18 protein-coding genes are annotated in these 16022 nt (G+C 72.8%); 11 read left to right on the forward strand and 7 right to left on the reverse strand.

Features of this window, described 5'->3' with window-relative positions; all coding sequences use genetic code 11:
• Nucleotides 1-115: 115 nt before the first annotated feature.
• From LN037_RS30220 to LN037_RS30240, 5 genes are all read left to right on the forward strand, one after another.
• Nucleotides 116-406 carry a hypothetical protein gene (locus LN037_RS30220; RefSeq protein WP_230760485.1) on the forward strand — a complete coding sequence of 97 codons (291 nt, stop codon included), beginning with the start codon at nucleotides 116-118 and terminating at the stop codon, nucleotides 404-406.
• A gap of 445 nt (nucleotides 407-851) precedes the next feature.
• Nucleotides 852-1187 carry a hypothetical protein gene (locus tag LN037_RS30225; RefSeq protein ID WP_230760487.1) on the forward strand — a complete coding sequence of 112 codons (336 nt, stop codon included), beginning with the start codon at nucleotides 852-854 and terminating at the stop codon, nucleotides 1185-1187.
• A gap of 65 nt (nucleotides 1188-1252) precedes the next feature.
• Entirely contained in the window at nucleotides 1253-1552 is a 300-nt protein-coding gene (locus LN037_RS30230) for a transposase (protein WP_230760241.1), read from the forward strand.
• Nucleotides 1552-2436: an IS3 family transposase gene (locus LN037_RS30235; RefSeq protein WP_230760490.1), complete on the forward strand. Its 885-nt coding sequence runs from the start codon at nucleotides 1552-1554 to the stop codon at nucleotides 2434-2436. The genes LN037_RS30230 and LN037_RS30235 overlap by 1 nt, the downstream gene beginning before the upstream one ends.
• Before the next feature lie 186 nt (nucleotides 2437-2622).
• Nucleotides 2623-3054: a hypothetical protein gene (locus LN037_RS30240; RefSeq protein WP_230760492.1), complete on the forward strand. Its 432-nt coding sequence runs from the start codon at nucleotides 2623-2625 to the stop codon at nucleotides 3052-3054.
• Between the two features lie 10 nt (nucleotides 3055-3064).
• Here LN037_RS30240 and LN037_RS30245 read toward each other — a convergent pair whose 3' ends face one another.
• Nucleotides 3065-3307, reverse strand: a complete 243-nt coding sequence (locus tag LN037_RS30245) for a DUF2530 domain-containing protein (protein WP_230760494.1) — start codon at nucleotides 3305-3307, stop codon at nucleotides 3065-3067.
• 42 nt (nucleotides 3308-3349) lie between these two features.
• On the opposite strand from LN037_RS30245, the gene LN037_RS30250 reads away from it, so the two are divergent.
• Together LN037_RS30250 and sfnG are read left to right on the forward strand one after the other, a co-directional pair.
• Entirely contained in the window at nucleotides 3350-4786 is a 1437-nt protein-coding gene (locus LN037_RS30250) for an NCS2 family permease (protein WP_230760496.1), read from the forward strand.
• Between the two features lie 205 nt (nucleotides 4787-4991).
• Nucleotides 4992-6113, forward strand: coding sequence for a dimethylsulfone monooxygenase SfnG (sfnG, locus tag LN037_RS30255; RefSeq protein ID WP_230760499.1), 1122 nt, complete (start codon nucleotides 4992-4994; stop codon nucleotides 6111-6113).
• Nucleotides 6114-6141: 28 nt separating this feature from the next.
• Here the strand turns inward: sfnG and LN037_RS30260 are convergent, their stop codons facing one another.
• Together LN037_RS30260 and LN037_RS30265 are read right to left on the reverse strand one after the other, a co-directional pair.
• Complete coding sequence (locus LN037_RS30260; RefSeq protein WP_230760501.1) at nucleotides 6142-6630, reverse strand: hypothetical protein; 489 nt, start codon at nucleotides 6628-6630, stop codon at nucleotides 6142-6144.
• Nucleotides 6627-8012, reverse strand: coding sequence for a molybdopterin-dependent oxidoreductase (locus LN037_RS30265; RefSeq protein ID WP_230760504.1), 1386 nt, complete (start codon nucleotides 8010-8012; stop codon nucleotides 6627-6629). The genes LN037_RS30260 and LN037_RS30265 overlap by 4 nt, the downstream gene beginning before the upstream one ends.
• A 169-nt stretch (nucleotides 8013-8181) precedes the next feature.
• Between LN037_RS30265 and LN037_RS30270 the strand changes: the two genes are divergently transcribed.
• Together LN037_RS30270 and LN037_RS30275 are read left to right on the forward strand one after the other, a co-directional pair.
• Nucleotides 8182-8400 carry a dodecin gene (locus LN037_RS30270; RefSeq protein WP_230760506.1) on the forward strand — a complete coding sequence of 73 codons (219 nt, stop codon included), beginning with the start codon at nucleotides 8182-8184 and terminating at the stop codon, nucleotides 8398-8400.
• A gap of 42 nt (nucleotides 8401-8442) precedes the next feature.
• Nucleotides 8443-9690: an MFS transporter gene (locus LN037_RS30275; RefSeq protein WP_308286216.1), complete on the forward strand. Its 1248-nt coding sequence runs from the start codon at nucleotides 8443-8445 to the stop codon at nucleotides 9688-9690.
• A 6-nt stretch (nucleotides 9691-9696) separates the two neighbouring features.
• Here LN037_RS30275 and LN037_RS30280 read toward each other — a convergent pair whose 3' ends face one another.
• Both LN037_RS30280 and LN037_RS30285 read right to left on the reverse strand, forming a co-directional pair.
• On the reverse strand, nucleotides 9697-11181 hold the full coding sequence (locus tag LN037_RS30280) for a glutamate-cysteine ligase family protein (RefSeq protein ID WP_230760508.1): 1485 nt from the start codon (nucleotides 11179-11181) through the stop codon (nucleotides 9697-9699).
• A 355-nt stretch (nucleotides 11182-11536) separates the two neighbouring features.
• A complete protein-coding gene (locus tag LN037_RS30285) occupies nucleotides 11537-12079 on the reverse strand; it encodes a bifunctional nuclease family protein (protein ID WP_230760510.1) in 543 nt (180 codons plus the stop codon).
• Nucleotides 12080-12321: 242 nt separating this feature from the next.
• Between LN037_RS30285 and LN037_RS30290 the strand changes: the two genes are divergently transcribed.
• Together LN037_RS30290 and LN037_RS33970 are read left to right on the forward strand one after the other, a co-directional pair.
• Nucleotides 12322-13149 (forward strand): TrmH family RNA methyltransferase, encoded by an 828-nt coding sequence (locus LN037_RS30290; RefSeq protein ID WP_372460565.1) that lies wholly within the window; start codon nucleotides 12322-12324, stop codon nucleotides 13147-13149.
• Nucleotides 13146-13814, forward strand: a complete 669-nt coding sequence (locus LN037_RS33970; RefSeq protein WP_230760511.1) for a DUF2537 domain-containing protein — start codon at nucleotides 13146-13148, stop codon at nucleotides 13812-13814. The genes LN037_RS30290 and LN037_RS33970 overlap by 4 nt, the downstream gene beginning before the upstream one ends.
• Here LN037_RS33970 and sepH read toward each other — a convergent pair.
• Together sepH and serC are read right to left on the reverse strand one after the other, a co-directional pair.
• Entirely contained in the window at nucleotides 13800-14741 is a 942-nt protein-coding gene (gene sepH / locus LN037_RS30300) for a septation protein SepH (RefSeq protein ID WP_230760513.1), read from the reverse strand. The two genes, LN037_RS33970 and sepH, sit on opposite strands and share 15 nt — an antisense overlap.
• A gap of 88 nt (nucleotides 14742-14829) precedes the next feature.
• On the reverse strand, nucleotides 14830-15957 hold the full coding sequence (gene serC, locus LN037_RS30305; protein WP_230760515.1) for a phosphoserine transaminase: 1128 nt from the start codon (nucleotides 15955-15957) through the stop codon (nucleotides 14830-14832).
• Between the last annotated feature and the right edge of the window lie 65 nt (nucleotides 15958-16022).

The raw sequence follows: 16022 nt of genomic DNA on the forward strand, positions 1-16022 counted from the left end.
CGCGGCGTCGTTGGCGACCGACTGAAGATCTTCGTCGTTCACTGGGACGTCCTTCCCGACCACCATGCCCGGCACGGAAGTCGATCTTGGTCCGTCCGCTGCTTACACGGTTGCCGTGACACGCCCGGTCGTCGCCGACCTCACCCCACCCCCGCCTCCCCGCAACCCCGACGACGGCGACCCCGACGACGACGGCCCTTCCGATGGTGGCCCCTCCGACGGTGGCCCGGACGACGGCGGCCCCTCCGACGGTGGCCCCGATTCTGGTGGCCCCAATTCCGGTGGCCTCACCGACGGCGACGGCGACCCACCGGACCTCGACGACCTCCCCGACGACCCCTCCGATGGCGACCCGGACGAGGGCGGCCCCTCCGGGCGGCCCCGACGGCGGCCGCAAGGGCCCTGACGACCACGGCCCGGCCGCTGACGGCGGCCCGACCGCTGACGGCGGCACTTCCGCCGACGACCCGGTTGAGAACGAACCGTCCGAGGGCGGCCCGCCGAGCGGCGGCCGCGAGGACAGCGCGGATCACCGCGGCGCGGACGACGACTCCGGCGGCGATGACTCCGGCGGCGATGACTCCGGCGGCGATGACTCCGGCGGCGATGACTCCGGCGGCGGTGACTCCGGCGGGGATGACCTGAGCGACGGCGCGCCGGATGACGGCGGCGACGGCTCGGTCGGCAGCACTCCAGATCGCGGTGAGGAATCGGCCGTGGACCCGGAGGTTCCCGGTGCGCCTGGCGCGCGGTCGGGGTGGCAGCCCGGTGACCCCGAACCCGACCCACCGCCCCTGGACGAGCCGGATCCCAGGGTCCGGGGCGTCGACCCACGGGGCCTGGCGTCACGCATGACCGACCGCGGGTTGGTGTTCAGCCCCGCCACGCTGCGCACCACTCTGGCGTGCGCGCTCGGGCTCGGCCGCGCCCATGGCCAGGTGCGCGTCGGCACGCTCACCGGCTGGGACGCCCACCGTGGCGTCTGGGCCCGCACCTGCGCCCAGTTCCGGGTGCTGCTCTACGACGAGGACGGGGAGCTGGAGCACGTCCTGCTCGTCACGCCTCCACGCACGCGGGGCGCGGACCCGCGTTATCGGCGGCAGGTCGTCGAACTCACCGCGAACACCTCAGAGGTCGACGGCCTCCCCGACGACCTCGTGGGTATCTGGGCCGAACTCGCCCGCTGAGCTTGACCCCTCCCACCGGACACCTCGCCTGAGGTGGACCCGGTCCGCCAGGGAGGATCGTCTTCGTGCCTGCCCCACACGCGCCTGAGTTCCGGCGTCGAGCGGTCGAGCTTGCCCGTCTGGGCGAGCAACCCGTCGCCCAGATCGCGAAAGAGCTCAGCATTTCCGAGTCCTGCCTGCGGAATTGGATGGCCCAGGCCGACGCCGACGACGGCAAGAACGGCGTCGAGCAGGGCCGCTTGAGCACCGATGAGCGAGCCGAGCTCGCCGAGTTGCGGAAGAAGGCGAAACGACTCGAGGTCGAGCTCGAGATCGTCAAGCGGGCCGCGGCGTACTTCGCGAAGGAGAACGTCCTCCCAAAGTAGTGTTCCCGCTGGTCTGTGAACTCGCCGACGACGGCATCGACGTCGCGGTGGCCTGCCGGGTGCTGAACGTTTCCCGCTCCGGATACTACGAATGGCGGACCGGGGTGAAGTCGGTGCGCGCCCAGCAGAACGAGTTGCTGGCCAAGGTGATCGAGAAGATCCACAGCGAGTCCCGCGGCACCTACGGCGCCCCGCGGGTGCACGCCGAACTCGTCCTCGGGCTCGGCGAGCGGGTCAACCGCAAGCGGGTGGCCCGGCTCATGCGCGAGGCCAGGCTGCAGGGCCTCTACCGGCGCCGCACCCGCCGCTGCACCCGACGCGACCCTGCCGCCGACCCCTACCCGGACCTGGTCGACCGGGACTTCACCGCCGCCGGCCCGGACCGGCTGTGGGTCACCGACATCACCGAACACCACACCAGGGAAGGAAAGATCTACTGCGCCGCGGTCCTCGACGTGTATTCACAACGGGTCGTGGGCTGGTCAATCGATGACAACATGCGCACCGAACTGGTCACCGACGCCCTCGGTATGGCGATCCTGCGCCGGAAACCGATCAGCGACGGCTCCACGGTCCTGCACTCCGACCACGGGTCACAATTCACGTCGTGGGCGTTCGGGCGGCGTCTGGTCGAGGCGGGGATCGTCCCGTCGATGGGTTCGATCGGTGACTGTTACGACAACTCGATGATGGAATCGTTCTGGGGCACGATGCAACTCGAACTGCTCGACTCCCGCAAGTGGGAATCACGCACTGAACTTGCGACCGGGATCTTCGAGTGGATAGAGTGCTGGTACAACCCGATCAGACGCCATTCCAGCATCGGAATGCTCTCACCGGTCGACTTCGAAGCCCGCCACACCGACCCCGACCAAGATCACTGACCCCACACCCCAGGTGTCCGGTCTACGGGGTCAAGCTCACGCCGTACCCGACGTGCACTCGCTGTCGCCCGGGAACGACCCGCCGAGCAGCACCCCGCCCACACCACCCGCGAGGCGAACCACCGGTTCCCCGGCGCCGAGCTGACCCGCTGGATCCACGCCCGCGACCGCACGTGCCGGTTCCCGATGTGCACCGTCGCGGCCGCGGCGTGCGCGATCGACCACACCCACGACCACGCCCTGGGCGGACCGACCCAGGCTGACAACCTCGGCGCCCTGTCGGTCGGTGACCACCTGCGCAAACATGAGCCCACCTCGGGCTGGACCGTCCGCCAGACCCGCCCCGGCCGGTTCCTGTGGACCGCGCCCACCGGCACCCACCACATCGTCGAACCCGACCCCTACCGACCACTCCGGCCGGTACCGCGAGAGCGGTTCGACCACGGCATCACCGACACCCGCGGCGAACCCCGACCCCAGCGACCGTGGCGACCCCGCACGAACAAGTACGGCTACCTCACCGAGGCGCAGCAGCAGACGCTGCGCGACATCGACGCACGCGAGAGGAGACGCCACCAGCAGCCCCCGAACCCCTTCGACGGCGAGCCACCGTTCTGAGGAGCTGGCACTACAGCTTCTGGGCGCCCTTCGACCCGCGGGCGACGGCCCGACGCTGCAGTGCCAGCACCGAGAGGCCGATCCCTCCGAGCGCCACACCCACCACACAGGCCCACAGCCATGGGCCCGGCCCGCCCACGACCGCGAGCACGACCAGCGCGACCACCCACACGGCCACGCCGACGAGCACCGGGCGCACCGGATCGGTGAGGCGCCGGGGGAGCGGCGGGGGCTGCCAGCCGGGTTCGACCACACACGCACCCTACGGCGGGGTGATCGGCGCTAGGGTGCCGCCGTGCTGGAGCGACTGTTCCACCTGAGCGAACGCCGGTCGACCGTCGGGGCGGAGGTCCGCGGCGGGCTCGTCACCTTCGTGACGATGGCCTACATCGTGGTCCTCAACCCCCTGATCCTCGGCAGCCTCGACCCGGGCGCGCCCAGCGCCAAGCGCGACGTGCTCGGCGCGACGCTGTCGGTGCCGCAGGTCGCGGCGGTGACCGCGCTGGTGGCCGGGGTCATGACGATCCTGTTCGGCCTGATCGCGAACTTCCCGTTCGCTCTCGCCACCGGGCTCGGCATCAACACCCTGGTCGCGGTGACGATCGCCCCGCAGATGACCTGGCCGGAGGCGATGGGCCTCGTCGTCATCGAGGGCATCATCATCGTGATCCTCGGGCTCACCGGGTTCCGCACGGCGGTCTTCGCCGCGATCCCGGACGCGCTGAAGATCGCGATCGCGGCCGGGATCGGCGCCTTCATCGCGCTCATCGGACTGGTCGACGCAGGGTTCGTCCGGCGCATCCCGGACGCCGCGAACACCACGGTCCCGGTCGGCCTGGGCATCGAGGGCTCCATCGCGAGCTGGCCGACGGCGGTCTTCTGCGTGGGTCTGCTCCTGACGGCGGTCCTGGTCGCCCGCGGCACGAAGGCCGGCATCCTCATCGGCGTCGTCGCGACGACGGTCCTCGCGATCGTCGTCGAGGCGATCGCGCAGGTCGGCCCGTCGAACGGCACCAACCCCCAGGGCTGGAACCTCGGCTACCCCGGCGTGCCGTCGTCGGTGGTGGGGCTCCCCGACCTCTCGCTCGTCGGCGACGTCTCCTTCGGCGCTTTCACCCGGCTGCCGATCATCGCGGTCACCCTGCTCGTGTTCACGCTGGTGCTGGCCAACTTCTTCGACGCCATGGGGACGATGACCGGCCTCGGCCGGCAGGCGAACCTGCTCGACGAGAAGGGACAGCTGCCGAACATCGGGCGGGCCCTCGTCGTCGAGGGCGCGGGTGCCGTGGCCGGCGGTGCGGCGTCGTCGAGCTCGAACACCGTGTTCGTCGAGTCCGCGTCCGGCATCGCGAGCGGCGCCCGCACCGGCCTCGCCAACGTGGTGACCGGCGTGCTCTTCCTCGCCGCCATGTTCTTCACCCCGCTCTACGAGGTGGTGCCGGTCGAGGCGGCCGCACCGGCGCTCGTCGTCGTGGGGGCCCTGATGATGGGCGGGGTCCGCGACATCGAGTGGGGCGAGTTCCGGGTCGCGCTCCCGGTGTTCCTCACGATCGTCGTCATGCCGTTCACCTACTCCATCGCGAACGGCATCGGGGTCGGGTTCATCAGCTGGGTCGTGCTGCACGCGGCCACCGGCCGGGCCCGCACCCTGCACCCGCTGATGTGGGTCGTGGCCGTCGCGTTCGTGGCCTACTTCGCGGTAGGACCGATCCGGGCGGCGTTCGGGAGCTGAGGTGTGAGCCGGTCGTCGTCTGGTTGACACCGGGACGACCGGCCGCAACGGTTGTGCCCGATGGGTAACGCAGGAGTGCCACTGACGCGCCGCCGGCACGTCGACTTCGGGCTCCTCGCGACCCAGGCGTGTCGTTCCTGACGCCTGCGCGCCCCGTCCACTCCCGCCCGTCGTCCCGGGCGTCCCCCTGCCTCGAGGAGGCCTCGTGTCCGTCGGCACCCCGACCGCACCCCTGAAGTTCGCCTACTGGGTCCCCAACGTCTCCGGGGGCCTCGTCACCAGCGGCATCGAACAGCGCACCGACTGGAACTGGGACTACAACCGCGAGACCGCGATCGCCGCCGAGAACAACGGCTTCGAGTACGCGCTCTCCCAGGTCCGCTACATGGCCAGCTACTCGGCCGAGTACCAGCACGAGTCGACCTCGCTGTCGCTGGCGATCATGATGGCCACCGAGCGGCTCAAGGTCATGGCCGCCGTGCACCCCGGCATGTGGCACCCCGGCGTCTTCGCCAACTTCGGCGCCACCGCCGACCACCTGACGAACGGCCGGTTCGCCACCAACGTCGTCTCCGGCTGGTTCAAGGGCGAGTTCACCGCCTTCGGCGAGCCGTGGCTCGAGCACGACGAGCGCTACCGGCGCACCGAGGAGTTCATCTCCTGCCTCAAGGGCATCTGGGAGCAGGACAACTTCGAGTTCAAGGGCGACTTCTACCGCTTCCACGACTACTCGCTGAAGCCGAAGCCCCTCAACACCCCGGAGCGTCCGCACCCGGAGATTTTCCAGGGCGGCAACTCGACGGCGGCCCGCAAGATGGCCGGCCGCGTGTCCGACTGGTACTTCTCCAACGGCAAGGACTTCGACGGCGTCGTCGAGCAGCTGAACGACATCAACACCGAGGCGGCCGCCCACGACCGCACGGTGAACTTCGGCCTCAACGGCTTCATGATCGTCCGGGACACCGAGAAGGAGGCCCGGGACACCCTGCGCGAGATCGTCGACAAGGCGAACGTCGAGCAGGTCGAGGGCTTCCGCCAGGCCGTGCAGCAGGCCGGCAGCTCGGCCTCCGACGGCAAGGGCATGTGGGCGGAGTCGTCGTTCGAGGACCTCGTCCAGTACAACGACGGCTTCAAGACCCAGCTCATCGGCACCGCCGAGCAGGTCGCCGACCGGGTCATCGAGTACAAGAAGCTCGGCGTCGACCTGAACCTGCTCTGCTTCCTGCACGTCAAGGAGGAGATCGAGCAGTTCGGCCAGAAGGTCCTGCCGATCATCCGCGAGAAGGAGGCCGAGCTGGCCGAGCGCCCGCTCGCCGCTCAGGCGTAGGTGCTTCGCAGGTGAGCAGAAAAGGTCGCTATAGCGACCTTTTCTGCTCACGTGCGGCGAAGCCGCACCTCGCCGCGTAGACCACCGCGCTGCCGAGGAAGAGCGCGGCGGTGATCAGCAGCCAGTTCTGGAGGATCCCCTCCATGCCCAGCCCGGCGGTGAACCGGAACGCGTCCTCGCCGTGGCGCGTGATGGTCGGCAGGTAGATCAGGCCCAGCACCGCCGACCCGAGCACGGGCGCCCGCACGTGGTTGATCGCCGGCACCAGCACCGGCCGCTCCCGGCCGTACCGGCGCCGGGCCCACCGCGCGAGCACCACCGGCTGGTCGGCCAGGGCGTACAGCGGGTAGAGCACGAGGTCGTGGCCGATCACGGCGCCGAGGAACCAGATCAGCAGCGCGAGCCAGGTCGGGTCCTCCCACACCATCGACACCACGTACGCCGACAGCGCGAAGCAGCCGAGCATGACGAGCAGGTGCAGCGGGTTGGCGCCGTAGAGGCGCCGCCAGAGCGTCATGCCTGCCTCCGGCGGAAGTCGATCGAGGCCACCCACTTGGTGTTGTGCACCCCGGGCAGCGCCGGGACGATCACCCGCGCGGGGAAGCCGTGGTCGCCGGAGAGGTCGGCCATCGGCCCGCCGTCGTCGTCGCCGACCCGCAGGGCGAGCAGCGAGTCCTCGTCGAGCACCTGGTTCGACTGCAACGTCGCCCGCGCGAAGGCCCCGGACGTCTCGACCGACTGCACGAACGCGTCGTCGGGCTCGGGGACCCCCGCGAGTGCCGCGAGGTCGCGCAGCCGCACGCCGGACCAGGTCCGCGTCGTCGACCAGCCCTCCACGCACGCGATCGGCAGCACCGCCGTGTGCTGGGGCATGCGGGCGAGGTCGTCGCGGGACAGCGACACCTCGCTCGTCCCGCCGGTCAGCCGCAGCCGCCACCCGTCCCCGAGCGCGGCCGGGTCGATCCCCGAGCCGGCGAGCGTGCGGTTGATCTGGAAGTCGTTCGGACCGTCGCCGTAGGACTGCCCGCGGGGCGAGAGCAGGGCCAGCGGGCGCAGCGCGTCCCAGGTCTGGCCGATCGACAGCACCCCGACGAGGACGCTGCCGCCGCCGACCAGGCCGAGCAGGCCGCGGCGGGACAGGGTCGGCCGGTTCGGGTCCAGCGGCGCGAGACCGTGCGAGTCCATCGGCTCGGGCTCGGTCTCCGCCGGCGTGTCGTGCAGCCACCGGGCGAGGGCCCCGGTGCCGTGCGGGCCCGAGCGGAGCGCGCGGACCATCGTCGGGAGCTTGAGCGCCACGTGCGCGACGAAGCCCGCGATGAAGACCCAGGCCCCGTAGTAGTGGGCGGTGTAGAACCCGAAGCCCCACGAGTAGTCGTACTGCGAGTTCATCAGGCCGGTGACGAAGGTGAAGAGCACCCCGCCGACCAGCGCGAGCAGCGAGATGCGCTCGAGCAGCTGGGCGACGCTCGTCACCGGGGGCCAGGCGAAGAGCTTCGGCACCACCGACCACAGCTTGGCCAGGACGATCGGCGTGAGGATCATCCCGCCGACCACGTGCAGGCCCTGGGTGAGCCGGTAGAACCACGACGGGTTCGTGGGCCAGTCGAAGAACGGCAGGTGCAGGCCCCCGACGTCGGCCGGGATGGCCTGTCCGAACTGCGGACCGTAGGCGATGTAGGACAGCAGCCCGGTGAGGATCACGATCGGCAGCCCGACGAGCAGCACCGCACCGAACACCGAGGTCAGCCACGTCCCGCGCAGGGGGCTGCGCCAGGTGCGCGGGTGGAACGGCGGGGGCACCGGGATCCGTGCGAGCCCCCGCCACAGCGCCCGCGGGGCGCCGTACTCGGGCTCCGGTGCGGTCCGGGTCGGGCCCGGCCGTCCCGGCGTGGGGTCCACGCTGTCCTCCCCGTCGTTCGACTCGACCGGCATGAGCATGGCCGCTCGGCGGCGTCTCCGCCCGACGTGGCTCCGCGGCCGGATGTCCGGTCCTGGTGGTGTCCGGACGAGAACGGGTACGGGTTCGACGGGTGGACGCCCGTGCACCCGACCGGACGAGGAGGCCTGCGTGGCGGACAACATCTACTCGAAGACCGAGGTCGTGGGGACGTCGGAGGTCAGCGTCGACGAGGCGGTCAAGGGCGCCATCCGGCGTGCCTCGCAGACCATCCGCGAGATCGGCTGGTTCGAGGTCAGCGAGATCCGCGGGCACGTCGAGAACGGCGAGGTCGCGCACTTCCAGGTGACCGTCAAGATCGGGTTCGCCCTGGAGGACACCAAGTCCTGAGTCACGGGCCGGAGGCGAGTTGATTAGGTAGGCTCACGGAACGTGGCAGTGGATGCGTCGGCGGGCATGTTCGCCTCGCTGCGCATCCGCAACTACCGGCTCTTCGCCTCCGGCCAGGTGGTCTCGCTCGTCGGGACCTGGATGCAGCGGGTCGCCCAGGACTGGCTGGTCCTCAACCTCTCGGGCGGGAGCCCGGTCGCCCTCGGCGTGGCCGCGGCCCTGCAGTTCGGGCCCACGCTGCTGCTCTCCCTCGCCGGCGGCGCGCTCGCCGACCGGTACGACAAGCGCCGGGTCCTCATGGGCCTGCAGGTCGGGATGGGCCTCTGCGCGCTCGTGCTCGGGCTGCTCGACGTCACCGGCACCGCGACCCTCGGCATCGTCTACCTGCTCTGCTTCGTCAACGGCTGCTTCTCCGCCGTCGACGCCCCCGTGCGGCAGTCGTTCGCGGGCGAGATGGTCGGGCCGGAGGCGCTGACGAACGCGGTCGCCCTGAACTCGATGACGTTCAACACCGCGCGGATCGTCGGCCCCGCGGTGGCCGGCCTGATGATCGCCGCGGTCGGCACCGGCTGGGTGTTCCTGGTCAACTTCGCGACCTTCGCCGCCGTGCTCACCGGGCTGGCCCTCATGCGGCCGGCGGACATGTTCGCCTACGAACGGGCCGCCCGGGCGAAGGGCGCGATCCGGGACGGGCTGCGCGAGGTCCGACGCCGACCCGATCTCATCCTGCTGCTCACCGTGGTGTTCTTCGTCTCCACGTTCGGCATCAACTTCTTCATGACGCTCGCGATCACCGCGCGGCTCGTCTTCGACCGGGGCGCCGAGTCCTACGGCCTGCTGACCTCCGCGCTCGCCGTCGGCTGCCTGCTGGGCACGTTCGTGGCCGCCCGCCGCGTCGGGCGCCCGCGCCTGCGCACGGTGCTCCTCGCGGGCCTGTTCTTCGGCGTCGCCGAGCTGTTCACCGGCGTCATGCCCACCTACGCCCTCACGGCGCTGCTGCTCGTCCCCACCGGCCTCGGGCAGCTGGTCTTCACGACGGCGGCCAACGCGGCCGTGCAGCTCGGCGTCTCGGAGTCGATGCGGGGCCGGGTGATGGGTCTGTACGTGCTCGTGCTGCTGGGCGGGACCCCGCTCGGGGGTCCGGTGCTCGGCTGGATGGCCGACGCCTGGGGCGGTCGGGCCCCGCTCGTGGTCGGCGGCGTGCTCACGGTGGCGACGGTGCTCGTCGCCGCGGCCGTCGTGGCCTGGCAGGCCCGGCGCGCCCGCGCCCTCGGGGTCGCGCCGGCCTGACCCCGGCTACGTCACCGGCCAGGCGTGCACCGGGATGTTCTCGGCCATGTTCGTCACGTAGCGCTCGAGCATCCGCTCCATCGCGGTCGGGCGGGTGCAGCCGTCCTTCTCCAGCGCGTGCACCATCGCCGTCTGCCAGGACGCCCCCGTGCACCCCGACCGGCAGCGCGCCTCGATGACGGCGAGGTAGCGGTCGGCGACGTCGGGTGCGACGTCCCAGGCGGCGAGGCCGGCGCGGGCGAGCGGCAGCAGCGTGTCGAGCACGAGCCGGTCGACCGCCACCTTGCCCTGTCCCGGCCAGTACAGCTCGGCGTCGAGCCCGTGCTGCGCGCCCGCGACGAAGTTCTCGTGCGCGGCCGCGAAGGTCATCGAGGTCCACGGCGGGTGCTCGCTCGCCACGAGCGCCCGGACCAGGCCGTAGAAGAACAGGGCGTTGGCCACGGCGTCGACCGCGGTCGGCCCGGCCGGCAGCACCCGGTTCTCCAAGCGCAGGTGGGCGACCCCGTCGGCGACGTCGTACACCGGCCGGTTCCAGCGCCACACGGTGCCGGAGTGCAGCCGCAGCTCGTGCAGCTGCGGCGCGCACCCGTCGTCGAGCACCGCGAGCGGGTCCTCGTCGTCGCACAGGGGCAGCAGCGCGGGGAAGTAGCGGACGTTCTCCTCGAAGAGGTCGGTCACCGAGGACGCCCAGCGGTCGCCGAACCACACCCGGGGCCGGACGCCCTGGTTGCGCAGCTCGACGGGGCGGACGTCGACCGACTGCTCGAACAGCGGGACCCGCGTCTCGGCCCACAGCCGGTGCCCGAGCAGGAACGGCGAGTTCGCGGCCAGGGCCACCTGCACCCCCGCGATCGCCTGTGCGGCGTTCCAGTGTGCGGGGAAGGTCTCCGGGGTGAGCTGCAGGTGCAGCTGCAGCGAGGTGCACGCCGCCTCGGGGGCGATGGAGTCGACGTCGAGCACGAGGTGCTCGGGGTCGGCGGTGCCCGGCGCGGCGATGTCCAGGTGGAAGGGCTCCCCGCGGGCGCCGACCATCTGGCGGTTGAGCAGGTCGTAGCGCGGGTCGTCGGTCAGCTGGTCGGAGTCGAGGTGCTCGGGCCGCAGGGTCGGCAGGATGCCGATGGTCACCGGGGTGGCGCCGACCACGGCCGCGGAGCGGCGGGCGCAGCCGATCGAGGCGGCCATGTCGTCCTCGAGCTCGCAGGCCGAGGTGCCCGGCAGCGTCCGGGGCGGCAGGTTGATCTCGAGGTTCCACCGGCCCAGCTCGGTGGTGAGCAGGTCCGACGCCGACCGGTCGAGCACGGCGTGGTTGAGCATCGCGGGGCGCATGCCCTCGTCGACCAGGGCGAGCTCGAGTTCCACCCCGGTGCGCAGCTCGTCGGCCGCGAACCGGCCCTCGGCGACCATCCGACGGAGGGCGTCGAGGCAGCGGTGGACCTTGCTGCGGTACTCGTCGCGGTCGGACAGGACGGTGCGTGAGACGACCCGACCCATCAGAGCCGGATCCCGCCTCCCGCCGCGGGTCGGCAGCACGGTGGGCTGCCGAGGTGGTCGCGGGAGTGCGCCGGTGCGGTCGGTACGGCGGTCGGCCCCATCAGTGCCCGGCTCCCTCTCTCGGCCCGCGCCCCTGCCCGTGGTGTCCGGCAGGGGTCGGGCGGTGCTCTCCCCCGACGACCCGGATCACGGTGACACAGCCGTGTGTCACACACCAGGGTCGAGCACCGTTCGCCTCGTCATAGCGTCCGTTCAGCGGAGGTGGCGTGGTGGACGCCACCGCTCGGCGCACATGCAGATGCGGTGGTCGCAGGAGCGGGATCGGCGGGTGTGCGCAATCCCGTCGCGGGAACCGTCAGGAACCCCGGCCGAAGTCCTCGGGCGAGACGTTGTCGAGGAACGCCCGGAAGCGGTCGACCTCCTCCTCGTCGGGCACCCCCTCGCCGTCCCCGTCGCCCGCGGAGCCCTCGGACTCGTCGTCGTCGACCAGCACGCCCGCCTCGACCAGGACGGCCTCGGTGGCGTGGATCGGCACGTCGACGTGCAGGGCGATGGCGATCGAGTCGCTGGGCCGGGCGGAGACCCGCAGCCCGCGGTCGAAGACCAGGTCGGCGTAGAAGGTCCCGCCGCGCACCTCGGTGATCTCGATCCGCTCCAGGGTGCGGCCGAGTGCCGACACGACGTCGGCGATCAGGACGTGCGTCAACGGCCGTTCGGGCAACCGGCCCTGCTGCTCCAGGGCGATCGCCTCCGCCTCGGCCAGGCCGATCCAAATCTGCAGGCACCGCTTGCCCGTCGTCTCCTGCAGGAGCACCACCGGATGCCGGTTGGCGTCCGACGTCGTCTGCTGCGCCGCGTCGTCGACGGCCAGGACGCCGACCACCCGCATCTCGCTCACGTTGTCGCCTCCCGTATCCGGGGGGCGCCCGACGGTCCTCGGTCGAGTCCCGCTGCGCCTCCCCGGCCGACCCCATCCTGTCAGTCGCCGACCCTGTCGTCAGGGCCGAGCGCCGCGCGCCGTGCCCGCCACCGGCATGCCCCGTGCCCCCGGACGGCACACCCGGGACCGGTCGGGGACGACGGGGCCGGGCGGAGCCCGACCTCCGACGGCGCGGAGATCAGGTCTGGAACGATGCGGGCGTGGTGCGGATCGTGGAGCTCGACGACGCGGGGGACCCCGACCCACCCGACCCCCGCCGCGCCCTCCTCGCCGACTTCCGGGACCTCTCGCGCGCCGACCGCCGCCCCGACCGCCCCGGCGGACGGGGCCTGGTGCTGGCCGAGGGCACGGTGGTGGTGCGCCGGCTGCTCGCCTCGCCCTACCCGCCGCGGGCCCTGCTCGGCGTGCCCCGCCGGATCGCCGAGCTGGAGCCGGAGCTGGCCCCGCTCGACGTCACCGCGTTCGTCGCCGACGCCGACACCATGGCCCGGGTCGTGGGCTTCCACCTCAACCGCGGCGTGCTCGCGAGCGCCGGCCGCGCCCCGGAGCCCGACCTCGACGTGCTCCTCGCCACAGCGACGCGGGTCGCGGTGCTCGAGGGCGTCAACGACCACGAGAACCTCGGCGCGCTGTTCCGCAACGCCGCCGCCCTGGGCGTGGACGCCGTCCTCCTCGGGCCGGGCTGCGCCGACCCGCTCTACCGCCGCAGCGTGCGCGTGTCGATGGGCCACGTGCTGCACGTGCCGTTCCTGACCGCCCCCTGGGACGCCCTCACGGCCGCCCTGCGGGCCCACGGCTTCGTCCTCGGGGCCCTCACGCCCGCGGGCGACGTGCCGCCCGCCGCGCTGGCCGCGGAGGCGCGGGTGGCCCTCCTGCTCGGCGCGGAGGGCCCGGGCCTGTCCGACGAGGCCCTCGCGCTCGCCGACCGGCGCGTGCGGATCCCGATGGTGCCGGGCGTCGACTCCCTCAACGTCGCGACGGCGGGTGCGGTCGCCTTCCACGCCGTCGGCAGCGGGGTCACCGCGTGACGGTGCTCGAGGTCGGCGCCCGGCGGGGCCGCGCGCTCGTCGGCGACCACCCGGTCGGCGCCGTCGCCGACGACGGGTGGGGCCACTACGCGCCGGGCGCGGACCTGAGCCCGGAACTCGTCGCGCTGCTCGACGACTGGGCCCGCGCCGCCGACGCGTGGGAGCGCTCGGGGGCCGGTCCGCGGTCGTCGGAGGGGGTCCGGGTGAGCCGGACCGGCCGGCACCTCGCCGCGCGGGTCTCCGTCGTCCTGCGGCGTCCCGTGGACTACCGCGACCCGGTCAGCGGGCTGCGCATCCCCCTGCGGGCGGTCACGACCGCGCCGCGGGTCCCGGCGGTGCCGCTGACCGGCACCCGGCGGGCCCGGCGCACGCCGGGCACCGTCTCGACCGTCTTCACCGAACCCACCCCGTGGGCGACCGGGCTGACCCTCGCGGCGATCGTCGCGGGCCTCGTCCTGGCGGCCAACGTGACGCTCGCGCTGCCGCTGGTGGCCGGGCTGGGGTGGTTCGGGGTGCTGATCGACCTCGTGGTCGTCGCGGGGCTGGTGCCCGCGCTGTGGCTGAACCGCACGGTGCCCACCTGGCGGTGGGCGGTGTGGGGGACCTTCGTCGGGATGGGGCTGGCGGTGCCGCCCCTGGTGGTCGCGGCGCTAGCCGCGGGGTGACCGGACGCCGAGCAGGACGTCCTCCCAGGAGGGGACGATCGGGTGGGACTTCGACCGCCCCTTGCCGCCCCCGCCGTCGTCGCGGCCCGGGTCGGTGCGCCCGCTCTCCCGCGGCCGGGCCGGGCGCGGCCGCTCGGGCGCGCGCTGGTCGGGCACGGCGCGGGACCCGCGGGTGCGCCCGGTGGCCGCGCGCGGGGCGGTGGGCCGTGGCGCCGGGCCGCCGCCGACGGCGACCGCCGACTCCTGCTCCTGGTCCTGCTCGGCCTCGACCGGCTCCTCCTGGGCCGGCTCGTTCCCGACGGCGGGTCGGGCGGCGCTGCCGTCCGCGCGTCGCGGTCCGGGCGCGGGGGCGAGCCCCATGACGTCCCGGGCCGCCTCGTCGCGCGGCAGCACGGCCCCGCCCGAGGCGCCGGGCGTGTAGGTCCAGTGGGCGAGGTGCTCGGAGTGGCCGGCGCGCCACGACATGGCCACCACCCAGCGCCCGTCCTCGCCCTTCCAGGCGTCCCAGGACGCGTCCGAGGCGTCCTGCCCGCGCCCCGAGAGCACGGCACCGATCGTCTCGCCTAGCGTGCGCGGGTCCGCCGGACCCTCCGCGGGCACGTGGTGCCCCCGCCGCGCGATCTCGGCGACCCGGGCGCGCTCGAGCAGCACCGGGTAGGCGAACCGCTCGACGTGCGCGGCCGGGACCCCCGCCCCGGCCGCGACGTCGGCGACCGACTCGCCGCTGCGGATCCGCGCCTGGATGTCGCGCGGACGCAGCGGCGAGGTCGTCTCGATCTCCATCTGGCCCAGCCGCCGCACGTCGCCCCGCGCGGCGGCCCGGAGGCGCTCGTCGGAGGGGATGGTGAACCGCTCGTGCCGGATCGGGTCCTCGAGGATCACCGTCGACGTGTCGTCACCCAGGCCCACGACCCGGAGCTCGCGCATGATCGGCCTCCCCGGTTAGCCCTGCACGTCCACCGACGACGCTAGGCGAGCGCCTGCCCCCTTCGAGGGAGGCGCGCCGGATCGGTTCTCACGCCCCCGTGAGCGCGCCCACCACGTGGTCGATGCACTCGGTCAGCTTCGAGACGTCGTCCGGGTCGACCGCGGGGAACATGCCGATCCGCAGCTGGTTGCGCCCGAGCTTGCGGTAGGGCTCGGTGTCGACGACCCCGTGCGCCCGCAGGATCCTCGCCACCGCCGCCGCGTCGACCTCGTCGGCGAAGTCGACGGTGCCCACCACCTGGGAGCGGTGGGCGGGCTCGGCCACGAACGGGGACGCGAAGGCCGACTTCTCCGCCCAGGAGTAGAGCCGCTCCGACGAGTCCTTCGTGCGCGCCGTGGTCCAGGACATCCCGCCCGCGGCGTTCATCCACTCCACCTGGTCGGCCAGCATGATCAGCGTGGCGACCGCGGGGGTGTTGTAGGTCTGGTCCTTACGCGAGTTGTCGATCGCGGTCGGCAGGGAGAGGAACTCCGGGATCCAGCGGTCGGTCGCCGCGATCTGCTCCACCCGCTCCAGGGCGGCCGGGCTCATCAGCGCGATCCACAGCCCGCCGTCGGAGGCGAAACCCTTCTGCGGGGCGAAGTAGTAGACGTCCGCCTGAGAGACGTCGACCGGCAGCCCACCGGCCCCGGAGGTCGCGTCGATCGCGACGAGCCTGCCCTCGCTGCCCGCGGGGCGGGCCACGGGGACGGCGACGCCGGTCGAGGTCTCGTTGTGGGCCCACGCGATGAGGTCCACCGAGTCGTCGGAGCGCGGCTCGGGGGCCGAGCCGGGGTCGCTCGAGACGACGACGGGGTCGGCGAGGAACGGCGCGCCCTTCGCGACGCCCGCGAACTTCGAGGAGAACTCGCCGTAGGTCAGGTGCAGCGAGCGTTCCCGGATCAGCCCGACCGCCGCCGCGTCCCAGAACGCGGTGGAGCCGCCGTTGCCGAGGACGACCTCGTAGCCCTCGGGCAGGTCGAACAGCGTGCCCAGCCCGGAGCGGATGCGCGCCACCAGGTCCTTGACCGGCTTCTGCCGGTGCGAGGTGCCCATGACGTCGGCGGCGTCGGCCACCGCCCGCAGCTGCTCGGGACGCACCTTGGAGGGGCCGCACCCGAAGCGTCCGTCGGCGGGGAGGAGCTCGGCCGGGATCGTCACTGATTCAGCGGTCACCCCGGCATCCTCGCAAGGTCGCCCCTCCGCTGCTGTGTCCTGCCCCACGTCCCGTGACGGGCGCG

The sequence above is a fragment of the Actinomycetospora soli genome (genome assembly GCF_021026295.1).
Classification (GTDB): domain Bacteria; phylum Actinomycetota; class Actinomycetes; order Mycobacteriales; family Pseudonocardiaceae; genus Actinomycetospora; species Actinomycetospora soli.

Coding starts and splice junctions, on each gene's coding strand:
- LN037_RS30225 (WP_230760487.1), top strand. CDS start 852: ATGACCGACCGCGGGTTGGTGTTCAGCCCCGCCACGCTGCGCACCACT.
- LN037_RS30280 (WP_230760508.1), bottom strand. CDS start 11,181: ATGGGTCGGGTCGTCTCACGCACCGTCCTGTCCGACCGCGACGAGTAC.
- LN037_RS30260 (WP_230760501.1), bottom strand. CDS start 6,630: ATGACGCTCTGGCGGCGCCTCTACGGCGCCAACCCGCTGCACCTGCTC.
- LN037_RS30240 (WP_230760492.1), top strand. CDS start 2,623: ATGTGCACCGTCGCGGCCGCGGCGTGCGCGATCGACCACACCCACGAC.
- sepH (WP_230760513.1), bottom strand. CDS start 14,741: ATGCGCGAGCTCCGGGTCGTGGGCCTGGGTGACGACACGTCGACGGTG.